The 16,808-nt window shown below is 74.4% G+C and carries 14 protein-coding genes; 11 read left to right on the top strand and 3 right to left on the bottom strand.

All coding sequences use genetic code 11. The features are described from left to right. The first annotated feature begins 96 nt into the window (after positions 1-96). The 3 genes from ACSLIC_RS19380 to ACSLIC_RS19370 are packed head-to-tail and all read left to right on the top strand — an operon-like array spanning position 97 to position 2,920. The gene (locus ACSLIC_RS19380) at positions 97-603 is read left to right on the top strand and encodes a fluoride efflux transporter FluC (protein ID WP_436738975.1); all 507 of its coding nucleotides are present in this window, start codon (positions 97-99) and stop codon (positions 601-603) included. Then, positions 603-977, top strand: a complete 375-nt coding sequence (locus ACSLIC_RS19375) for a fluoride efflux transporter FluC (RefSeq protein WP_436738974.1) — start codon at positions 603-605, stop codon at positions 975-977. Before ACSLIC_RS19380 ends, ACSLIC_RS19375 begins: the two co-directional genes overlap by 1 nt. Then, positions 974-2,920 (top strand): FUSC family protein, encoded by a 1,947-nt coding sequence (locus tag ACSLIC_RS19370; RefSeq protein ID WP_436738973.1) that lies wholly within the window; start codon positions 974-976, stop codon positions 2,918-2,920. Before ACSLIC_RS19375 ends, ACSLIC_RS19370 begins: the two co-directional genes overlap by 4 nt. Here ACSLIC_RS19370 and meaB read toward each other — a convergent pair. Together meaB and ACSLIC_RS19360 are read right to left on the bottom strand one after the other, a co-directional pair. Next, positions 2,907-3,878, bottom strand: coding sequence for a methylmalonyl Co-A mutase-associated GTPase MeaB (gene meaB / locus ACSLIC_RS19365; RefSeq protein WP_436738972.1), 972 nt, complete (start codon positions 3,876-3,878; stop codon positions 2,907-2,909). The genes ACSLIC_RS19370 and meaB overlap by 14 nt on opposite strands. Before the next feature lie 95 nt (positions 3,879-3,973). Beyond that, positions 3,974-5,176, bottom strand: coding sequence for an acetyl-CoA C-acetyltransferase (locus ACSLIC_RS19360; protein ID WP_436738971.1), 1,203 nt, complete (start codon positions 5,174-5,176; stop codon positions 3,974-3,976). Between the two features lie 143 nt (positions 5,177-5,319). On the opposite strand from ACSLIC_RS19360, the gene mce reads away from it, so the two are divergent. The 7 genes from mce (at position 5,320) to ACSLIC_RS19325 (ending at position 15,132) form a co-directional block, all read left to right on the top strand. After that, a complete protein-coding gene (mce, locus tag ACSLIC_RS19355) occupies positions 5,320-5,760 on the top strand; it encodes a methylmalonyl-CoA epimerase (RefSeq protein WP_436738970.1) in 441 nt (146 codons plus the stop codon). Between the two features lie 209 nt (positions 5,761-5,969). Beyond that, complete coding sequence (scy, locus tag ACSLIC_RS19350) at positions 5,970-9,833, top strand: polarized growth protein Scy (protein WP_436738969.1); 3,864 nt, start codon at positions 5,970-5,972, stop codon at positions 9,831-9,833. 260 nt (positions 9,834-10,093) lie between these two features. Continuing rightward, a complete protein-coding gene (locus ACSLIC_RS19345; protein ID WP_436738968.1) occupies positions 10,094-11,032 on the top strand; it encodes a cellulose-binding protein in 939 nt (312 codons plus the stop codon). A gap of 128 nt (positions 11,033-11,160) precedes the next feature. Further along, a complete protein-coding gene (locus tag ACSLIC_RS19340) occupies positions 11,161-12,159 on the top strand; it encodes an ABC transporter ATP-binding protein (protein WP_436738967.1) in 999 nt (332 codons plus the stop codon). A 1-nt stretch (position 12,160) separates the two neighbouring features. Next, positions 12,161-12,931: an ABC transporter permease gene (locus tag ACSLIC_RS19335; RefSeq protein ID WP_436738966.1), complete on the top strand. Its 771-nt coding sequence runs from the start codon at positions 12,161-12,163 to the stop codon at positions 12,929-12,931. Between the two features lie 273 nt (positions 12,932-13,204). Further along, positions 13,205-14,290 (top strand): ABC transporter ATP-binding protein, encoded by a 1,086-nt coding sequence (locus ACSLIC_RS19330; RefSeq protein WP_436738965.1) that lies wholly within the window; start codon positions 13,205-13,207, stop codon positions 14,288-14,290. Then, the gene (locus ACSLIC_RS19325; protein WP_436738964.1) at positions 14,287-15,132 is read left to right on the top strand and encodes an ABC transporter permease; all 846 of its coding nucleotides are present in this window, start codon (positions 14,287-14,289) and stop codon (positions 15,130-15,132) included. Before ACSLIC_RS19330 ends, ACSLIC_RS19325 begins: the two co-directional genes overlap by 4 nt. Positions 15,133-15,151: 19 nt before the next feature. Here the strand turns inward: ACSLIC_RS19325 and ACSLIC_RS19320 are convergent, their stop codons facing one another. After that, positions 15,152-15,493, bottom strand: a complete 342-nt coding sequence (locus tag ACSLIC_RS19320) for an ATP/GTP-binding protein (RefSeq protein ID WP_436738963.1) — start codon at positions 15,491-15,493, stop codon at positions 15,152-15,154. Between the two features lie 260 nt (positions 15,494-15,753). Here ACSLIC_RS19320 and ACSLIC_RS19315 point away from each other — a divergent pair, with 260 nt between their 5' ends. Next, positions 15,754-16,788, top strand: coding sequence for an LLM class flavin-dependent oxidoreductase (locus ACSLIC_RS19315; RefSeq protein ID WP_436738962.1), 1,035 nt, complete (start codon positions 15,754-15,756; stop codon positions 16,786-16,788). Positions 16,789-16,808 lie beyond the last annotated feature (20 nt).

Below are 16,808 nucleotides of genomic sequence, written 5' to 3'. Positions count from 1 at the left end.
CCTTCGATGAGCTGCGGATGCGCCGAACGGGGTGCGGTCGCTGGGACCCCGGCAGGGCGACGTAGCCGGGCGAAACACACCGACTAGCGTGACGATATGCACCTTTTGGGACGTACGCACCTCCATCCACACCCTGATCACTCACCCGGCTCACAGATTCCGGTGGTCGCCGTGGTCGCGCTCGGGGGAGCCGCCGGGGCCGTCCTGCGCTACGGCGCGGGCCGCATCTGGCGTAACGGCTCCGACGCCTCCCTGCTGTGGCACCAGGGCATGGCCGCCTTCCCGTGGACGACGCTGCTGATCAACGTCGTCGGCTGCTTCGCCATGGGCGTGCTGACCGTCGCGCTCAAGGAGCGGTTCACCGGCGCCCCCCGGCTCCTCGACCCGATGCTGGGCACCGGGGTGCTCGGCGGGTTCACCACCTTCTCCTCGTACACCGACGACACCCGGCGGCTCATCGAGAACGACCAGCCGCTGATGGCCGTCGGCTACCTGTTCCTGACGGTCGCGGCCTGCCTGGTGGGCATCGTCCTCGGGGTGGCGCTGACCCGCCTGGTGCTCACCGGCGGGGTCGCGAAGAGCCGGCGCGAGGGTGGTGCCTGATGGGTGAGTGGTTCCTCGTCCTGGCCGGCGGCGCCGTCGGCGCGCCCGCCCGCTACCTGATCGGCGTGGCGGCCCGCACCCGGCTGCCCTCCTCCTTCCACTGGGGCACCTTCCTGGCCAACATGGCCGCCGCCCTGCTCCTGGGCTTCTTCGTCCAGGCCGGGACCCAGGGTGCACTGGGCACGCCGGGGCAGGCACTGCTGTCCACCGGCTTCTGCGGCGCGCTCTCCACCTGGTCCACCTTCTCCAAGGAGGTGCTGTCCCTGGCGGACGCCCGGCGCGTCGCCGGGGCCGGCGGCTACCTGCTGGCCACGGTCGCCCTCGGCCTCGGCCTGTCGTTCGCGGGCGGGGCGCTCGCCCAGGCCATCTGGTGATCCGCTCCCCGGACGGGGCGCACCGGCCACGCCGGCTCCCCCGGCTGCCCCCTGTCGACCGGGGACGCGCCGTCCGGGTCCTGCTCGCCTTCGCGCTCGCCTTCGGGAGCGTCACCGCGGTGGGGGGCTTGGAGTACGGCGCCTTCGCCGCGATGGGCTGCTACCTCGACGCCTACGGCAACCGCGACCCCTACCCGCGCAGGGCCCTGCTGACCGGACTGCTCGCTCTGGGGTTCGTGCTGGCCTTCTTCGCCGGTTCGCTCGCCGCCGGGCACACCTGGGCGATGGTGGGGGTGCTCTCCCTGGTGGCGATGGCGGCCACCCTCTACGTCGACACCCTGGACCTGAGCGGGCCCGGGGGCTACTTCGTCATCCTCGTGGCCGCCCTCGGCGTCTTCCTGCCCCCGGTCGGCCCCGCCGAGATCGCCGTCCGCTCAGGTCTGGTCGCCCTCGGCGCCGGCTGCGCCTGGCTGCTGGGCGCGGTGGACAGGTTCACGGCCCCGCACCGGCCGGAACAGCGGGCGGCCTCCACCGCGCTGGAGGCCGTCGCGGCCTTCGCCCGGGCGGCGGCCGAGGCCGGGCCGGGCCGACCTGAGGGCCCGCTCGCCGATGCCCGCCAGGCCGCCTGCTCCTCACTCCACCGGGCCTGGTCGGCGCTGGACGGGACCCGGACCGGCTGGCGGCCCCGGGCCCCCGACGCCCGGCAGAAGGCACTGCACGCGCTGCTGGTCCGCCTCGAAGGCGTACTCGACGTGGTGGAGGACAGCCTCACCGAGGGCGGCGCCCCCGTCCCCGGACCGTGGCCGCGCTGGCTCTCGGACACCGCCGAGCGCGTACGCGCGGGCCGCCTCCCCGACCCGTGGCCCGTGCCGGAGGCGGACCCCGGTGGAGCCGCGCCGTACGAGGCCGCCGCGGTGTGGCCGGAGCCGTTGCCGCCGCGCAGGAGGCTGGTCGCGGAGTTGCGGCGGCTGTACGCGCCCTCGTCGCCGTTCCCGGCCGTCGCGCTGCGGGTGGGCCTCGCGGTGGCGGGCGGCACCACCATCGCGGCCCTGGTGGCGGTCCTGCATCCGGCCTGGGTGGCGGTGGGGGCGGCGGCAGCGCTCCAGGGCGGTCCTTCGCGCCGGCCGACCTGGCGTACCCGGTGGCGGCTGGCCGGCACCGTCGTGGGCGTGGGGCTCACCGCCGCCGTCTTCCACGCCTACGAGCCCGGGGTCTGGATGACCGTCGTCCTGGCCTCGGCCGGCCACGCCCTGTACCGGGGGCTGCCCCTCTCCTCGCTCTTCGCCCGGACGATGCTGAGCACCCCCGTCGCCCTGCTGATCGCCAACGCCGCCACGCTGGGCAGGCCGGGCCTCGGCGACCTCGCCACGTTCCGTCTGCTCGACGTGGCCCTCGGCCTCGCCCTCGGAATGCTCACCACCCTCCTGGTGCGGGGCGTCCCCGTCCGCCGGGTGCGGGCGGCGGTCCAGGGGGCGGTCGCGGCGTCGGCGCCTGCGCTGCGGGACCGGCTGCTCACCGGTTCGGCCGATCCCCGGTCCCTGGGGCGGGCGTGGGAGGCGGTGAGCGCGCTGTGGACGATGCACGCCGCGGTGCCCGCCGAGGAGATCCGGAGCACCCGGACCGCCGCCCAGTTCTTCCCGACCCTGCTGGCCCTGCGCCGCCTGCTCGCCTGGAGCCTGCTGGCCCCGCCCGGCCTCCCCGGGCCCGGGGAGGCCGCCCGCACCGGCGCCTATCTGGACGCCCTGTCCACCGCGGCCGGCGCCGGGCTGCCCGGCTCCCCCGAGATCCGTGCCGCGCTCCCCTCTCCACCGCTCCCCGGCCATCCGGAGCTGTCCCGGCGGCTCGGGGCCCTCCACCGCGCCCTGGCCTCGGCCCCGCCCGCCTCCACCGGTCGGCCCCGGCACCGCGGACGCCTCCGGGGCCGGGTGCTCAGGCGCCGGTGACCGTGCCCGGCGCGACCTCCGCCAGCAGGGCGTCCGCCGCGGCGTACGGCGACAGTTCCCCGGCGGCCACCCGTCCGGCCAGCGCCCCGATGCGGGCGTCCCCGGCGAGATCGGCGATCCGCGACCGCAGCGCGGTGACGGCGATCGTCTCGATCTCCCGGGCGGCCCGGGCGGCCCGGCGCTCACCGACCACCCCTCGCTCCCGCATCCACCCCCGGTGCTTCTCCAGGGCCTCGACCAGTTCCTCGACGCCCACTCCCCTGGCCGCCACGGTCTTGACGATCGGCGGCCGCCAGTCCCCGGCGGAGCGCGCCTCGCCGAGTCCCAGCATGTGGTGGAGTTCGCGCGCCGTGGCGTCGGCCCCGTCCCGGTCGGCCTTGTTGACCACGTACAGGTCGCCGATCTCCAGGATTCCGGCCTTGGCCGCCTGGATGCCGTCGCCCATGCCGGGCGCGAGCAGCACCACGCTGGTGTCGGCCTGGGCGGCGATCTCCACCTCGGACTGCCCGACGCCGACGGTCTCCACCAGGACCACGTCGAACCCGGCGGCGTCCAGGACGCGGATGGCCTGCGGCGCGGCCCAGGCGAGGCCCCCGAGGTGGCCGCGGGTGGCCATGGAGCGGATGTAGACGCCGGGGTCGGAGGCGTGGTCCGACATCCGGATGCGGTCACCGAGCAGCGCGCCCCCGGAGAACGGCGAGGACGGGTCGACGGCGAGCACCGCGACCCGCTTCCCGGCCGCCCGGTAGGCACTGACCAGCGCCGAGGTGGTGGTCGACTTGCCGACGCCGGGCGAGCCGGTGAGGCCGACCACGTAGGCGTCGCCGGTGAGCGGGGCGAGCGCGGCCATGACCTCCCGCAGCTGCGGCGAGGCCCCCTCGACCAGCGAGATCAGCCGGGCCACGGCCCGCGGCCTGCCCTGCCTGGCCTGGGCGACGAGGGCGGGGACGTCCTGCATGGCTGCTCCGTTCACCTGACGACGTACGACAAGGGTCAGATCCCATCAAAGACGCGGCCCGGCCCCTCGTACAGGGAGCCGGGCCGCGCCGGGGTTCAGCTCTTGGGGACGCGGACGATCAGGGCGTCGCCCTGGCCGCCGCCGCCGCAGAGGGCGGCCGCGCCGATGCCGCCGCCGCGCCGCTTCAGCTCCAGAGCGAGGTGGAGGACCAGGCGGGCGCCGGACATGCCGATGGGGTGGCCGAGCGCGATGGCGCCGCCGTTGACGTTGACCTTCTCGGAGGTGACGCCGAGGTCCTTCATGGACTGGACGGCGACCGCGGCGAACGCCTCGTTGATCTCGATGACGTCGAGGTCCGCGACGGCCAGGCCGTCCTTCTCCAGCGCGTGGGCGATGGCGTTGGAGGGCTGCGACTGCAGGGAGTTGTCGGGGCCGGAGACATTGCCGTGGGCGCCGATCTCGGCGATCCACTCCAGACCCAGCTCCTGCGCCTTGGCCTTGCTCATGACCACGACGGCGGCGGCGCCGTCGGAGATCTGCGAGGAGGAGCCGGCGGTGATGGTGCCGTCCTTGGCGAAGGCGGGGCGCAGCCTGCCGAGCGATTCGGCGGTGGTGTCGGCGCGGATGCCCTCGTCCTTGGCGAAGAGGACCGGGTCGCCCTTGCGCTGCGGGATCTCCACGGGGGTGATCTCGGCCTCGAAGACGCCGTTCTTCTGGGCGGCGGCGGCGCGCTGGTGGGAGAGGGCGGCGATCTCGTCCTGCTCGGGGCGGGCGATGCCCAGGCGGGTGTTGTGCTTCTCGGTGGACTCGCCCATCGCGATGTTCTCGAAGGAGTCGGTGAGCCCGTCGTGGGCCATCGCGTCGAGCATCTCGACGGCGCCGTACTTGTAGCCCTCGCGGGACTTGGGCAGCAGGTGCGGGGCGTTGGTCATGGACTCCTGGCCGCCCGCGACCACCACGTCGAACTCCCCGGCGCGGATCAGCTGGTCGGCCAGGGCGATGGCGTCCAGGCCCGAGAGGCACACCTTGTTGATGGTGAGGGCGGGCACGTTCATGGGGATGCCGGCCTTGACGGCGGCCTGGCGGGCGGGGATCTGGCCGGCGCCGGCCGTCAGCACCTGGCCCATGATCACGTACTGGACCTGGTCGCCGCCGATCCCGGCCCGGTCCAGGGCCGCCTTGATGGCGAACGACCCGAGGTCGGCGCCGGAGAAGGACTTGAGCGAGCCGAGGAGCCGCCCCATGGGCGTACGCGCGCCGGCGACGATCACGGAGGTGGTGCTCTGGGTTCCAGTCATGGCCGTGGGCCCCTTTGCATCAATGGTGCGGAGTGAACGAGGGTTTACGTCAATGTACTGAGCGGTACGCCCCGGGGTCACCGGGCTTACGGTGTGATCGCGCGCACGTTGCGTAACCGGGCCGGGCGCGCTGCACTGGCTCCATGCTGACGCGTATCGACCACATCGGAATCGCCTGCCACGACCTCGACACCACCGTCGAGTTCTACCGCTCCACCTACGGCTTCGAGGTGTTCCACACCGAGGTCAACGAGGAACAGGGCGTACGGGAGGCCATGCTGAAGATCAACGAGACCTCCGACGGCGGCGCCTCCTACCTCCAGCTGCTGGAGCCCACCCGCGAGGACTCGGCGGTGGGCAAGTGGCTGGCCAAGAACGGCGAGGGTGTGCACCACATCGCCTTCGGCACCGCCGACGTCGACCAGGACGCCGCGGACATCCGCTCCAAGGGCGTCCGGGTGCTCTACGACGAGCCCCGGAGGGGCTCCATGGGGTCCCGGATCACCTTCCTGCACCCCAAGGACTGCCACGGTGTGCTGACCGAACTCGTCACCTCCGCACCCGAGGAGTCGGCGGAGCACTGATCGGACACCTGATTGGCCGGTAGGGTTGGGGGGCGGCCGTCGCTTCCACGCGGACGGCCGCCGGGCCGGGGTCCGGGTTTCAGAGCGGCAGCGCCGGGCGGCAGTCCGGGCCCGCGAGCGGTCTGACACCATTTCCCCCGGGAGCCTCGTCCGTCCGCGGACGGGGTTGTTCGGAGTTTTCGCGACCAGGGGACGGATGGGACCGCGCAGTGCGGGGCTACGAAGGCCAGGAGCGCCACCGAGCTGACGACCACCTCTCTCGGTTCGAAGCCGAGATGGACCGGCTGAAGACCGACCGGGAGAAGGCCGTTCAGCACGCCGAGGACCTCGGCTACCAGGTCGAGGTTCTGCGTGCCAAGCTGCACGAGGCCCGACGGACGCTGGCGACGCGTCCCCACTCCTACGACACCGCGGACCTCGGCTACCAGGCCGAGCAGATGCTGCGGAACGCCCAGCTCCAGGCCGACCAGATGCGCAGCGACGCCGAGCGCGAGCTGCGCGAGGTCCGGGCCCAGACCCAGCGCATCCTCCAGGAGCACGCCGAGCAGCAGGCCCGCCTCCAGACGGAGCTGCACACCGAGGCGGTCAACCGGCGCCAGCAGCTCGACCAGGAACTGGCCGAGCGCCGCGCCACCGTCGAGTCCCACGTCAACGAGAACGTCGCCTGGGCCGAACAGCTCCGGGCCCGCTCCGAGTCGCAGGCCCAGCGGTTGCTCGACGAGTCCCGCGCGCAGTCCGAGCAGTCCCTGGCGGCGGCCCGCGCCGAGGCGCAGCGGCTCACCGAGGAGGCCCGCCGGCGGCTCGGCGAGGAGACCGAGAACGCCCGCGCGGAGGCGGAGGCGCTGCTGCGCCGGGCCCGCGCCGACGCGGAGCGGATGCTGCACGCCGCCTCCCAGCAGGCCCAGGAGGCCACCGACCACGCCGAGCAGCTGCGGACGTCGACCGCCTCGGAGGCCGACCAGGCGCACCGCAGGTCGGCGGAGCTGACCCGGGCCGCCGAACAGCGGATGTCGGAGGCGGACGCGGCGCTGCGCGAGGCGACCTCGCGCAGCGAGAAGCTGGTGACCGAGGCGGAGGCCACCGCCGCCAAGCGGACGGCGGCCGCCGAGGCCGCCGGCGAGCAGCGGACCAAGACGGCGCGGGAGCAGGTGGCCCGGCTGGTCGAGGAGGCCACCAAGGAGGCCGAGGCGGTCCGCGCCGAGGCCACGGAACTGCGTGAGCGGGCCGCCGCGGAGGCGGAGAAGACACGCGCCGAGGCGGCCGAGAAGGCCCGCGCGGCGGCGGCCGAGGACTCGGCGGCGGCACTGGCGAAGGCGGCCAGGACCGCCGAGGAGGTGCTCCAGAAGGCGTCGAAGGACGCGGAGGAGGCCCGGCGGTCGGCGTCCGAGGAGGCCGAGCGGCTGCGTTCGGAGGCGGAGGCCGAGGCCGACCGGCTGCGGGCCGAGGCGCACGACCTCGCGGAGGAGCTGAAGGGCGCCGCGAAGGACGACACCAAGGAGTACCGCGCCAAGACCGTCGAGCTCCAGGAGGAGGCCCGGCGGCTGCGTGGCGAGGCCGAGCAGCTGCGCGCCGAGGCGGTCGCCGAGGGCGAGCGCATCCGGTCCGAGGCGCGCCGCGAGGCCCTCCAGCAGATCGAGGAGTCGGCCAGCACCGCCGAGGAGCTGCTGACCAAGGCCCGCGAGGACGCCGCCGAGGCCCGCCAGGCCGGCGAGGCGGACGGCGAGCGGACCCGGGCGGAGTCGGCCGAGCGCGCGGCGGCGCTGCGCACACAGGCCGACGAGGCGCTGGAGCGGGCCCGCGCGGAGGCGGCCAAGCTGGGCGAGGAGGCCGAGGAGTCCGCCGCCCGGTCCCGCGAGGAGGCCGAGCGGGCCGCGCGGGAGCTGCGCGAAGAGACCGAGGAGGCGGTGCGGGCCCGCCGCGAGGAGGCCGACGCCGAGCTGGTGCGGCTCCGCGAGGAGGCCGAGCAGCGGGTGACCGCCGCCGAGGAGGCGCTGACCGAGGCGCGCGCCGAGGCCGGCCGGCTCCGCAAGGAGGCCGCCGAGGAGGCGGAGCGCACCCGTACGGAAGCGGCCGAGCGCGCGCGGGCCCTGAGCGACCAGGCCGTCGAGGAGGCCGAGGCGCTCACCGCGACCGCGGCCCAGGAGGCGGCGGCGTCCCGGGCCGAGGGCGAGGCGGTCGCGGTGCGGCTGCGCGCCGACGCCGCTACCGAGGCCGAGCGGCTGAAGACCGAGGCCCAGGAGACGGCGGACCGGCTGCGCGCGGAGGCCGCGAGCGCCGCGGAGCGTACGGAGGCGGAGGCCACCGAAGCGCTGGAGCGGGCCCAGGAGGAGGCGGACCGCCGGCGGCGTTCGGCCGAGGAGGCGCTGGAGTCGGCGCGTAGCGAGGCCGGGCAGGAACGCGAGCGGGCCCGCGAGCAGTCCGAGGAGTTGCTGGCCGCGGCGCGTACCCGCGTCGAGGAGGCCGAGGCGGAGGCGGCGCGGCTGGTCGAGGAGGCGGACACGCGCGCCACCGAGCTGGTGTCGGCCGCCGAGACGACCGCGCAGCAGGTCCGGGACTCCGTCGCGGGACTCCAGGAGCAGGCGAAGGAGGAGATCGCGGGACTCAGGTCCGCGGCGGAGCACGCCGCGGAGCGCACCCGCGGCGAGGCGCAGGAGGAGGCGGACCGGGTCCGCTCCGACGCGCACGCGGAGCGGGACCGCGCCGCCGAGGACGCGGCGCGGCTGCGCGCGGAGGCGGCCGAGGAGCTGGAGACGGCGCGTGCGCTGGCCGAGTCGGCGGTCGCGGAGGCGACGGCGGAGTCGGAGCGGCTGCGCGCGGACGCCGGGAGCTACGCCCAGCGGCTGCGGTCGGAGGCGTCGGACGCGCTGGCGTCGGCCGAGGCGGACGCGGCGAAGGCGCGGGCGGAGGCCCGGCAGGACGCCAATCGGATGCGGACCGAGGCGGCCGGGCAGGCCGACCGGCTGGTCTCGCAGGCGGCCGAGGAGGCCGAGTCGCTGGGGGCGCGCTCCACCGAGGAGGCGGAGCGGGTCCGGGCCGAGGCGCGGGCCGAGGCCGAGCGGACGGTGTCCGAGGCGGCCGAGGAGGCGGAGCGGCTGCGGGGCGAGGCGGCACGCGCCGTCGCGGCGGCCGAGGAGCGGGCCGCGCAGGCCCGCGAGAAGGCGGAGCGGGTCGAGTCGCGGGCGCTGGCCACGGCCGAGGAGCTGACCTCGCAGGCGCGCGCCGAGGCGGACCGGACGCTGGACGAGGCGCGAGCCGACGCCAACAAGCGCCGCTCGGAGGCGGCCGAACAGGTCGACCGCCTGTTGAGCGAGACGTCCGCCGAGGCGGAGAAGCTGACCGCCGAGGCGCAGCAGGCGGCGCTGAAGGCGACGACGGAGGCCGAGTCGCGGGCCGACTCCATGGTGGGCGCGGCCCGCGCGGAGGCGGAGCGGCTGGTCGCCGAGGCCACCGTGGAGGGCAACAGCCTGGTGGAGCGGGCCCGCACCGACGCCGACGAACTGCTGGTGGGCGCCCGCCGGGACGCGGCGGAGATCCGCGGGCGCACCGAGGAACTGCGCGAGCGGGTCACCGCGGAGATCGAGGAACTGCACGACCGGGCGCGGCGCGAGTCGTCGGAGGCGATGCGCAACGCCGGCGAGCGGTGCGACGCGCTGGTCAAGGCGGCCGAGGAGCAGGAGGCGAAGGCCCGGGCCGACGCCAAGGAGCTGCTGGCGGACGCCGGTTCGGAGGCCGGCAAGGTGCGGATCGCCGCGGTGCGCAAGGCCGAGGGGCTGCTCAAGGAGGCCGAGCAGAAGAAGGCCACCCTGGTCCGCGAGGCCGAGCAGGTGAAGCGGGAGGCCGAACAGGAGGCCGAGCGGATCGTCACCGAGGGCCAGCGCGAGCTGGAGGTGCTGATGCGCCGCCAGGCCGACATCAACCAGGAGATCTCCCGGGTCCAGGACGTGCTGGAGGCGCTGGAGGGCTTCGAGTCCCAGCCGGCCGGCAAGGCCGCTCCGGGCGGTTCCGGCACGGGCGTCAAGGCGGGGGCCTCGGCGGGGAGTTCCCGTTCGGGTGGCAAGCAGAACGAGAACTGAGGGGCCGCCGGGGACGGGTGGCCCGGTCACAGCACACACCGGGGGGCCACCCCCGGCCACGGGGGTGGAACAGTCGTACACGGGGGTGCGGGAGGTGCGGTAATGGGCCTGTTATGGGCCGTTCTGGCAAGAGCTGCCGCCGTTGACCACCCAAAAGGGGTGTCATTCTCCAGATCAAACGGGCATCTGCTCGATGACACGCCGCTTTGGCCCCTAGGATTCCCTCTATCACCTCACCGGTCCCATTCGACAGGAACCCCATGAGCGACACTTCCCCCTATGGCTTCGAGCTTGTGCGGCGTGGGTACGACCGCGCTCAGGTGGACGAACGCATCTCCAAGCTCGTCTCCGACCGTGACAGCGCCCTCACCCGCATCACCGCCCTGGAAAAGCGCATCGAGGAGCTGCACCTCGAAACGCAGAACGCGCAGGCCCAGGTCACCGACGCCGAGCCGTCGTACGCCGGTCTGGGCGCCCGGGTAGAGAAGATCCTCCGCCTCGCCGAGGAGGAGGCGAAGGACCTGCGCGAGGAGGCCCGCCGCGCCGCCGAGCAGCACCGCGAGCTGGCGGAGTCCGCCGCTCAGCAGGTGCGCAACGACGCCGAGTCGTTCGCCACCGAGCGGAAGGCGAAGGCGGACGACGAGGGCGTCCGGATCGTCGAGAAGGCCAAGGGCGAGGCGAACGCGCTGCGTGCCGAGGCGCAGAAGGACGCCCAGTCGAAGCGCGAGGAGGCGGACGCCCTCTTCGAGGAGACCCGCGCCAAGGCCGCCCAGGCCGCCGCGGACTTCGAGACCAACCTGGCCAAGCGCCGCGAGCAGTCCGAGCGTGACCTGGCCTCGCGTCAGGCGAAGGCGGAGAAGCGCCTGGCGGAGATCGAGCACCGGGCGGAGCAGCTGCGCCTGGAGGCCGAGAAGCTGCGGACCGACGCCGAGCGCCGCGCCCGCCAGACGGTGGAGACGGCGCAGCGCCAGGCGGAGGACATCGTCGCCGACGCCAACGCCAAGGCCGACCGCATCCGCAGCGAGTCCGAGCGCGAGCTGGCGGCGCTCACCAACCGCCGCGACTCGATCAACGCCCAGCTCACCAACGTCCGCGAGATGCTGGCCACCCTCACGGGTGCCGCCGTCGCGGCCGCGGGCGCCCCGGCCGCCGAGGACGACTCGGCGACGCGCGGTGTCCCGGCCCAGCAGTCCCGCTGACCCGAGCGCGCCACGGGTTCTGGCCCCCGTCCCGGTCCGTCCGGGGCGGGGGCTTCGCGCTGCCTCCGGTTGCGGCAACCGGGCCAAGCCCGGGAGCGGGGGGTGGGCCCCGCCCGTAGCCTCGACGCATGATCGAGCTGTCGGGGCTGACGAAGCGGTACGGCGAGAGGGTGGCCGTCAACAATCTGACGTTCACGGTGCGCCCGGGCGTCGTGACGGGGTTCCTCGGGCCCAACGGCGCGGGGAAGTCCACCACGATGCGGATGATCCTCGGGCTGGACAGGCCCTCTGCGGGCGACGTACGCATCGACGGACAGCACTACGCCGAGCTGCGTGACCCGCTGCGGCAGATCGGGGCACTCCTCGACGCCAAGGCAGTGCACGGCGGCCGCACCGCCTACCACCACCTGCTCTGCCTGGCGCAGTCCAACGGCCTTCCCGCCGCCCGGGTCACCGAGGTGCTCGACACGGTGGGGCTGACCCCGGTGACCCACAAGCGCGCCAAGGGGTTCTCGCTCGGCATGGGGCAGCGGCTGGGCATCGCGGGGGCACTCCTCGGCGACCCGCGCATCCTGATGTTCGACGAACCGGTCAACGGCCTCGACCCCGAGGGCATCCACTGGATCAGGAACCTCATGCGGTCCCTCGCCCACCAGGGCCGCACGGTCTTCGTCTCCTCGCACCTGATGAGCGAGATGGCGCTGACCGCCGAGCACCTGGTGGTGATCGGCCAGGGCAGGCTGATGGCCGACACCTCGATGGCCGACTTCATCCGGGAGAACTCCCGCGGATACGTGCGGATGCGCTCCCCCGAACGGGAGCGGCTGCTGGACGCCCTGCACGCGGCGGGGTTCACCGCGGCGGCGGGCCCGGACGGCGCGGTGGAGGTCGACGGGGTGCCGGCCGCCGAACTCGGCGAGCTGGCGGCCCGGGAGCGGCTGGTGCTGCACGAACTGAGCCCGCAGCAGGCGTCGCTGGAGGAGGCGTTCATGCAGCTGACCGCGGGGTCGGTCGAGTACCACGCCCACGACGGCGACCCGGGCGCGGTACGCGGCGGGGCGACGGGGGCGGGCGAGGGGCGGTGGGGCGCCGGCTGGGGCGGTCCCGAGCAGCGGCGGAGGAGCTGACATGGCCGTGACGCAGGTGGTCCACTCCGAGTGGACCAAGATCCGCTCGGTCCAGTCCACGGTGTGGACGCTCGGCCTCGCCGCCGTGGTGACGATCGGCCTCGGCGCGCTGATCAGCGCCCTGTCCAGGAGCGAGTACGGCAATCTCTCCCCGCGCGCCCAGCTGACCTTCGACCCGACCTTCATCAGCTTCGCCGGGCTGAGCCTCGGGCAGCTGGCGATGGTCGTCTTCGGGGTGCTGGTGGTGTCGAACGAGTACAGCACCGGCATGATCCGGACGTCGCTGGCGGCGGTGCCGCAGCGGGGCACCTTCTTCTTCGGCAAGGTCGCGGTGGCGACGGCGCTGGCGCTGCTGGTGAGCCTGGTGACGACGTTCGCCACGTTCTTCCTCGGGCAGGCCCTGCTCGGCAGCGTCTCCGCCTCCCTCGGGGACCCCGGCGTCCTCCGGGCGGTCGTCGGCGCCGCCCTCTACATGACCCTCATGGCGGTCTTCTCCATGGGCGTCGCCGCGATGCTCCGCTCCCCCATGCTCTCCCTCGGCATCCTCGTCCCCTTCTTCTTCCTCGTCTCCTCCGTCCTCGGCTCCGTCTCCGCCACCGAGAAGATCGGCCGCTACCTCCCCGACCAGGCCGGCTCCAAGATCATGCAGGTCGTCCCGCCCCTGAACGACGACACCCCCTACGGCCCCTGGGGCGGCCTCGGCATCATGGCCCTCTGGGCGGTCGCCGCGCTGGCCACCGGGTACGCCTTGCTACGGCACCGGGATGCCTAGACCACTGATGACGCCGACCAGCCCGGCCGGCGCCTGAGGCCATCACCGACGCGCACCACAACCAGCCCGGCCGGAGCTTGAGGCCGTCCTTGACCGCCAGGTCGGAACGGACCAGCACCACCCTGATCAGCCCGGCCGGCGCTTGAGGCCACCCCCGGCCCGCCCCGGGAGGGCAAGTTCCACTTGGCCGGAACCGGACGCCGGTGACTATCCTCCTTACGTTGACGGGGACCGACCCCGGCAAGGAACTCTGTCGACGGGTGCGGGGAGCACATGATCGAGGCCACCGGCCTGACCAAGCGCTACGGCGCGAAGACCGCCGTGCACGACCTCTCCTTCCAGGTGAGGCCCGGCACGGTGACCGGCTTCCTGGGCCCGAACGGCTCGGGCAAGTCCACCACGATGCGCATGATCGTCGGCCTGGACGAACCCACCAGCGGCCACGTCACCATCGGCGGCCACCCCTACCGCCGCGTGCCGAACGCCCCGCGCCAGGTCGGCGCCCTGCTCGACGCCAAGGCGGTGCACGGCGGCCGCTCGGCCCGCGACCACCTGCTCTGCCTGGCGCAGCTCTCCGGCATCCCGGCCCGCCGGGTGGACGAGGTGCTGGGCGTGGTGGGGCTCCAGGACGTGGCGCGGCGCCGCTCGAAGGGGTTCTCCCTGGGCATGGGCCAGCGGCTGGGCATCGCGGCGGCGCTCCTCGGCGATCCGCAGGTGCTCCTCTTCGACGAGCCGGTCAACGGCCTGGACCCGGAGGGCATCCTCTGGGTCCGCACCCTGATGAAGTCGCTGGCGGCCGAGGGCCGGACGGTCTTCGTCTCCTCGCACCTGATGAGCGAGATGGCGCTGACCGCCGAGCACCTGATCGTGATCGGCCGGGGCCGGCTGATGGCCGACATGAGCGTGCGCGACTTCATCGCCGCCAACGCCGCCGGGTTCGCCCGGGTCCGCGTACCCGACACCGGGCCGGGCGACCGCGAGAAGCTGTCGACGGCGCTGGCCGAGGAGGGCGGCCAGGTGCTGCCGGAGCCGGACGGCGCGCTGCGGGTGGCGGGGCTGCCGCTGCCCCGGATCAGCGACGTGGCGCACGCCGCCGGGGTGCGGCTCTGGGAACTCTCGCCGCACCAGGCGTCGTTGGAGGAGGCGTACATGCGGCTGACGCAGAGCGCCGTGGACTACCGCTCGACCGACGACCTGCGGGCCGGGCTGCACGAAGCCCCCGGGCAGGGCGCCGCCCCCCTCCCGGTGCCGCAGCCGGGCGCGGACCAGCCCGGCTGGTACGCGCCCCCGCCGCCCCGCCAGGAGCAGCCCGCCTCCCCCGACCTGAGCAAGAGCGACACCGAGGACGACCCGCGATGACGACGCCGACCCAGCGGCCGGAGCACCCGCCGCAGCCGGGCGCGCTGCCCGGCGCGATGTACACCTCGCCGATCCCGGTGCGCCCCACCCACCTGGGCCACGCACTGGCCTCGGAGTGGACGAAGATCCGCTCGGTCCGCTCCACGGTGTGGACGCTCGGCGTCTTCGTGGCGCTGGTGGTCGGCATCGGCCTGCTGGTGGCGTGGAAGACCTCGGGCGCGGACTACACGGACGTGCCGTACACGATCCCGGCCTTCTTCGGGCTGATGCTGGGGCAGATCTGCCTGATCACGCTGGGCGTGCTGGTGGTCACCTCGGAGTACGGCACGGGGATGATCCGCACCACCTTCACGGCGGCGCCGCAGCGGCACCGGGTGCTGGCGGCGAAGTTCCTGGTCTTCTTCACCCTGGCCTACGCGGTCTCGGCGGCGTCGATCACCGTGGTGGGGCTGGCCACCGCCGCGATGAACGGCACTGCCGACGGCCCCGGCCAGGACTGGGGCGCCTCGGTGCTGCTCGGCTCGTTGTACGTGTCGCTGCTCGGTGTGCTGGGGCTGGCCGTCGGTTCGATGCTGCGCCACTCGGCGGGCGCGATCACCGCCATGCTCGGCGTGGTGCTGCTCCCGGCGATCATGCCGGCCTTCCTGATGATCTCGCCGTCCCTGCGGGGCATCGGCGAGAAGATGCTGGAGTACAACGCCCCGAACTCGCTCTCCGCGCTCTTCGGCACCCCGATGTACACCAGCACCTCCGACGGCGTGCCGCAGCTGCTGGTGCTGCTGGGCATCACGCTGGTGGCGGCGGCGGGCGCCTTCGCCCTGCTGGAGAAGCGCGACGTGTGAACCGCGCAGGCCGCGCCGGTCAGTAGCGCGGGGCGTTCCGGGACCGCTGCACCCTCGTGGTGCGGCGGTCCTTCGCGTTCCAGCACGCCTTGTGCCAGTGGCGGCGCTCGTCGACGCCGGAGTGCTCGGGCCAGGCGACGACGTGCGGCAGGCCGGCGGGGATCTCCTGGTCGCAGCCGGGGCAGCGATAGCGCTTGCCCGCCGAGGCGGGGCCCGAGCCGGAGATGTGCCGGACCGACCACCGCTCGCCGCGCCAGCTCTCGGCGGACTGGAAGCCGTACCGCTCCCCCGGATCGTCGTCGCCGCCGCCCGGCCGGCCGGAGGCGCGGGCGGGCTTGGGGCGGTTCTTGCGCGGGGACACGGGGGGCACCTCACGATCTGCTGTACGGCGGTCAGGGCGTCCCGGACAGCCTACGCGCCGTCCATCCGGCGACAGGCGCCCGCCGAAACGCCGCACGCCCCCTTCAGTCCCCTTCCCGCCCCTTTCGCGCGCCGTGCGTGCCCCCGGGAAATCCCCATAATCCGCCAATCCTCTTGCGAGGCCGTGCCTTTGGCACGTGTCAGGCGTTGTTGCCAGGCAGGGGGAGTGCCGTGTCGGGCACCAAGGAAGCAGGATTCGTCATGCACGTGGGAAGTTTTGTACTCGGCGGCCAATTCCCGGGCCAGGGCCAGGGCGAGGCGCTGCACCGCGCGGTGCGCTCGGCCGAGGTGGCGGAGGAGGCCGGCCTCGACACCGTCTGGCTGGGCGAGCACCACTTCGTGCCGTACGGCACCTGCCCCTCGGCCGCGACCCTGGCGGCACTGCTCCTGGGCAGGACCCGGCGGCTGCGGGTCGGCACCGCGGTCAGCGTGCTGCCCACCGCCCACCCCGTCGCCCTCGGCGAGCAGGCGGCCCTGCTCCACCTCGCCGCCGACGGCCGGTTCACCCTCGGCGTCGGCCGCGGTGGGCCCTGGGTCGACCTGGAGGTCTTCGGCGCGGGCCTGCCGGCCTTCGAGGAGGGGTTCCCGGAGGCTCTGGACCTGCTGCTGCGCTGGCTGCGCGAGCCCCGGGTCGGGGCGTCGGCCGCAGGCGGGCGGTACGCCTTCCGGGAGGTGGCGGTGGTGCCGCGCCCGGCGGAGTCGCTGGACGGGCTGCCGGGCCCGGAGGTGGTGGTGGCCTGCACCTCTCCGTCGAGCGTGCGGCTGGCCGCCGAGCGGGGGCTGCCGATGCTGCTGGGCATGCACACCGGGGACACCGAGAAGGCCGAGATGGTGGCGCTGTGGCGGCGCCATGCCCGCGAGGCGGGGCGCGACGGCGACGAGATCACCCGGGCCGCGCACGTCACGGCGGGCGTCGCGCAGGTCGAGGACGGGCCGGGCCGGGCCGCCGAGACGCTGGTGAAGGCGATGCCGGGCTGGTTCGAGCTGGGCCTGGGCGCCCATGTCACCGTCGACGGGCGGTCGCGGGCGATGCGCGACCCGGTGGCGTACACCGAGTTCCTCTGCTCGATCCATCCGGTGGGGCCGCCGCGGCTCTGCGCGGACCGGCTGGCCGCGACCGCCGAGGCGACCGGGATCACCCGGTTCGCGCTGATGGTGGAGGGGTCGGGCGACCTCGCCGGGACCGAGGAGAACGTCCGGCGCCTGGGCCAGGAGGTCCTGCCGCTGCTGGGCTGAACGCGCCGTGCGGCGGCCCC

Source organism: Streptomyces sp. BBFR102, assembly GCF_051397025.1.
Taxonomy (GTDB): Bacteria; Actinomycetota; Actinomycetes; order Streptomycetales; family Streptomycetaceae; genus Streptomyces.
Note: the sequence above shows the minus strand (reverse complement) of the source record. Positions and strands in the feature narration are given on the sequence as shown.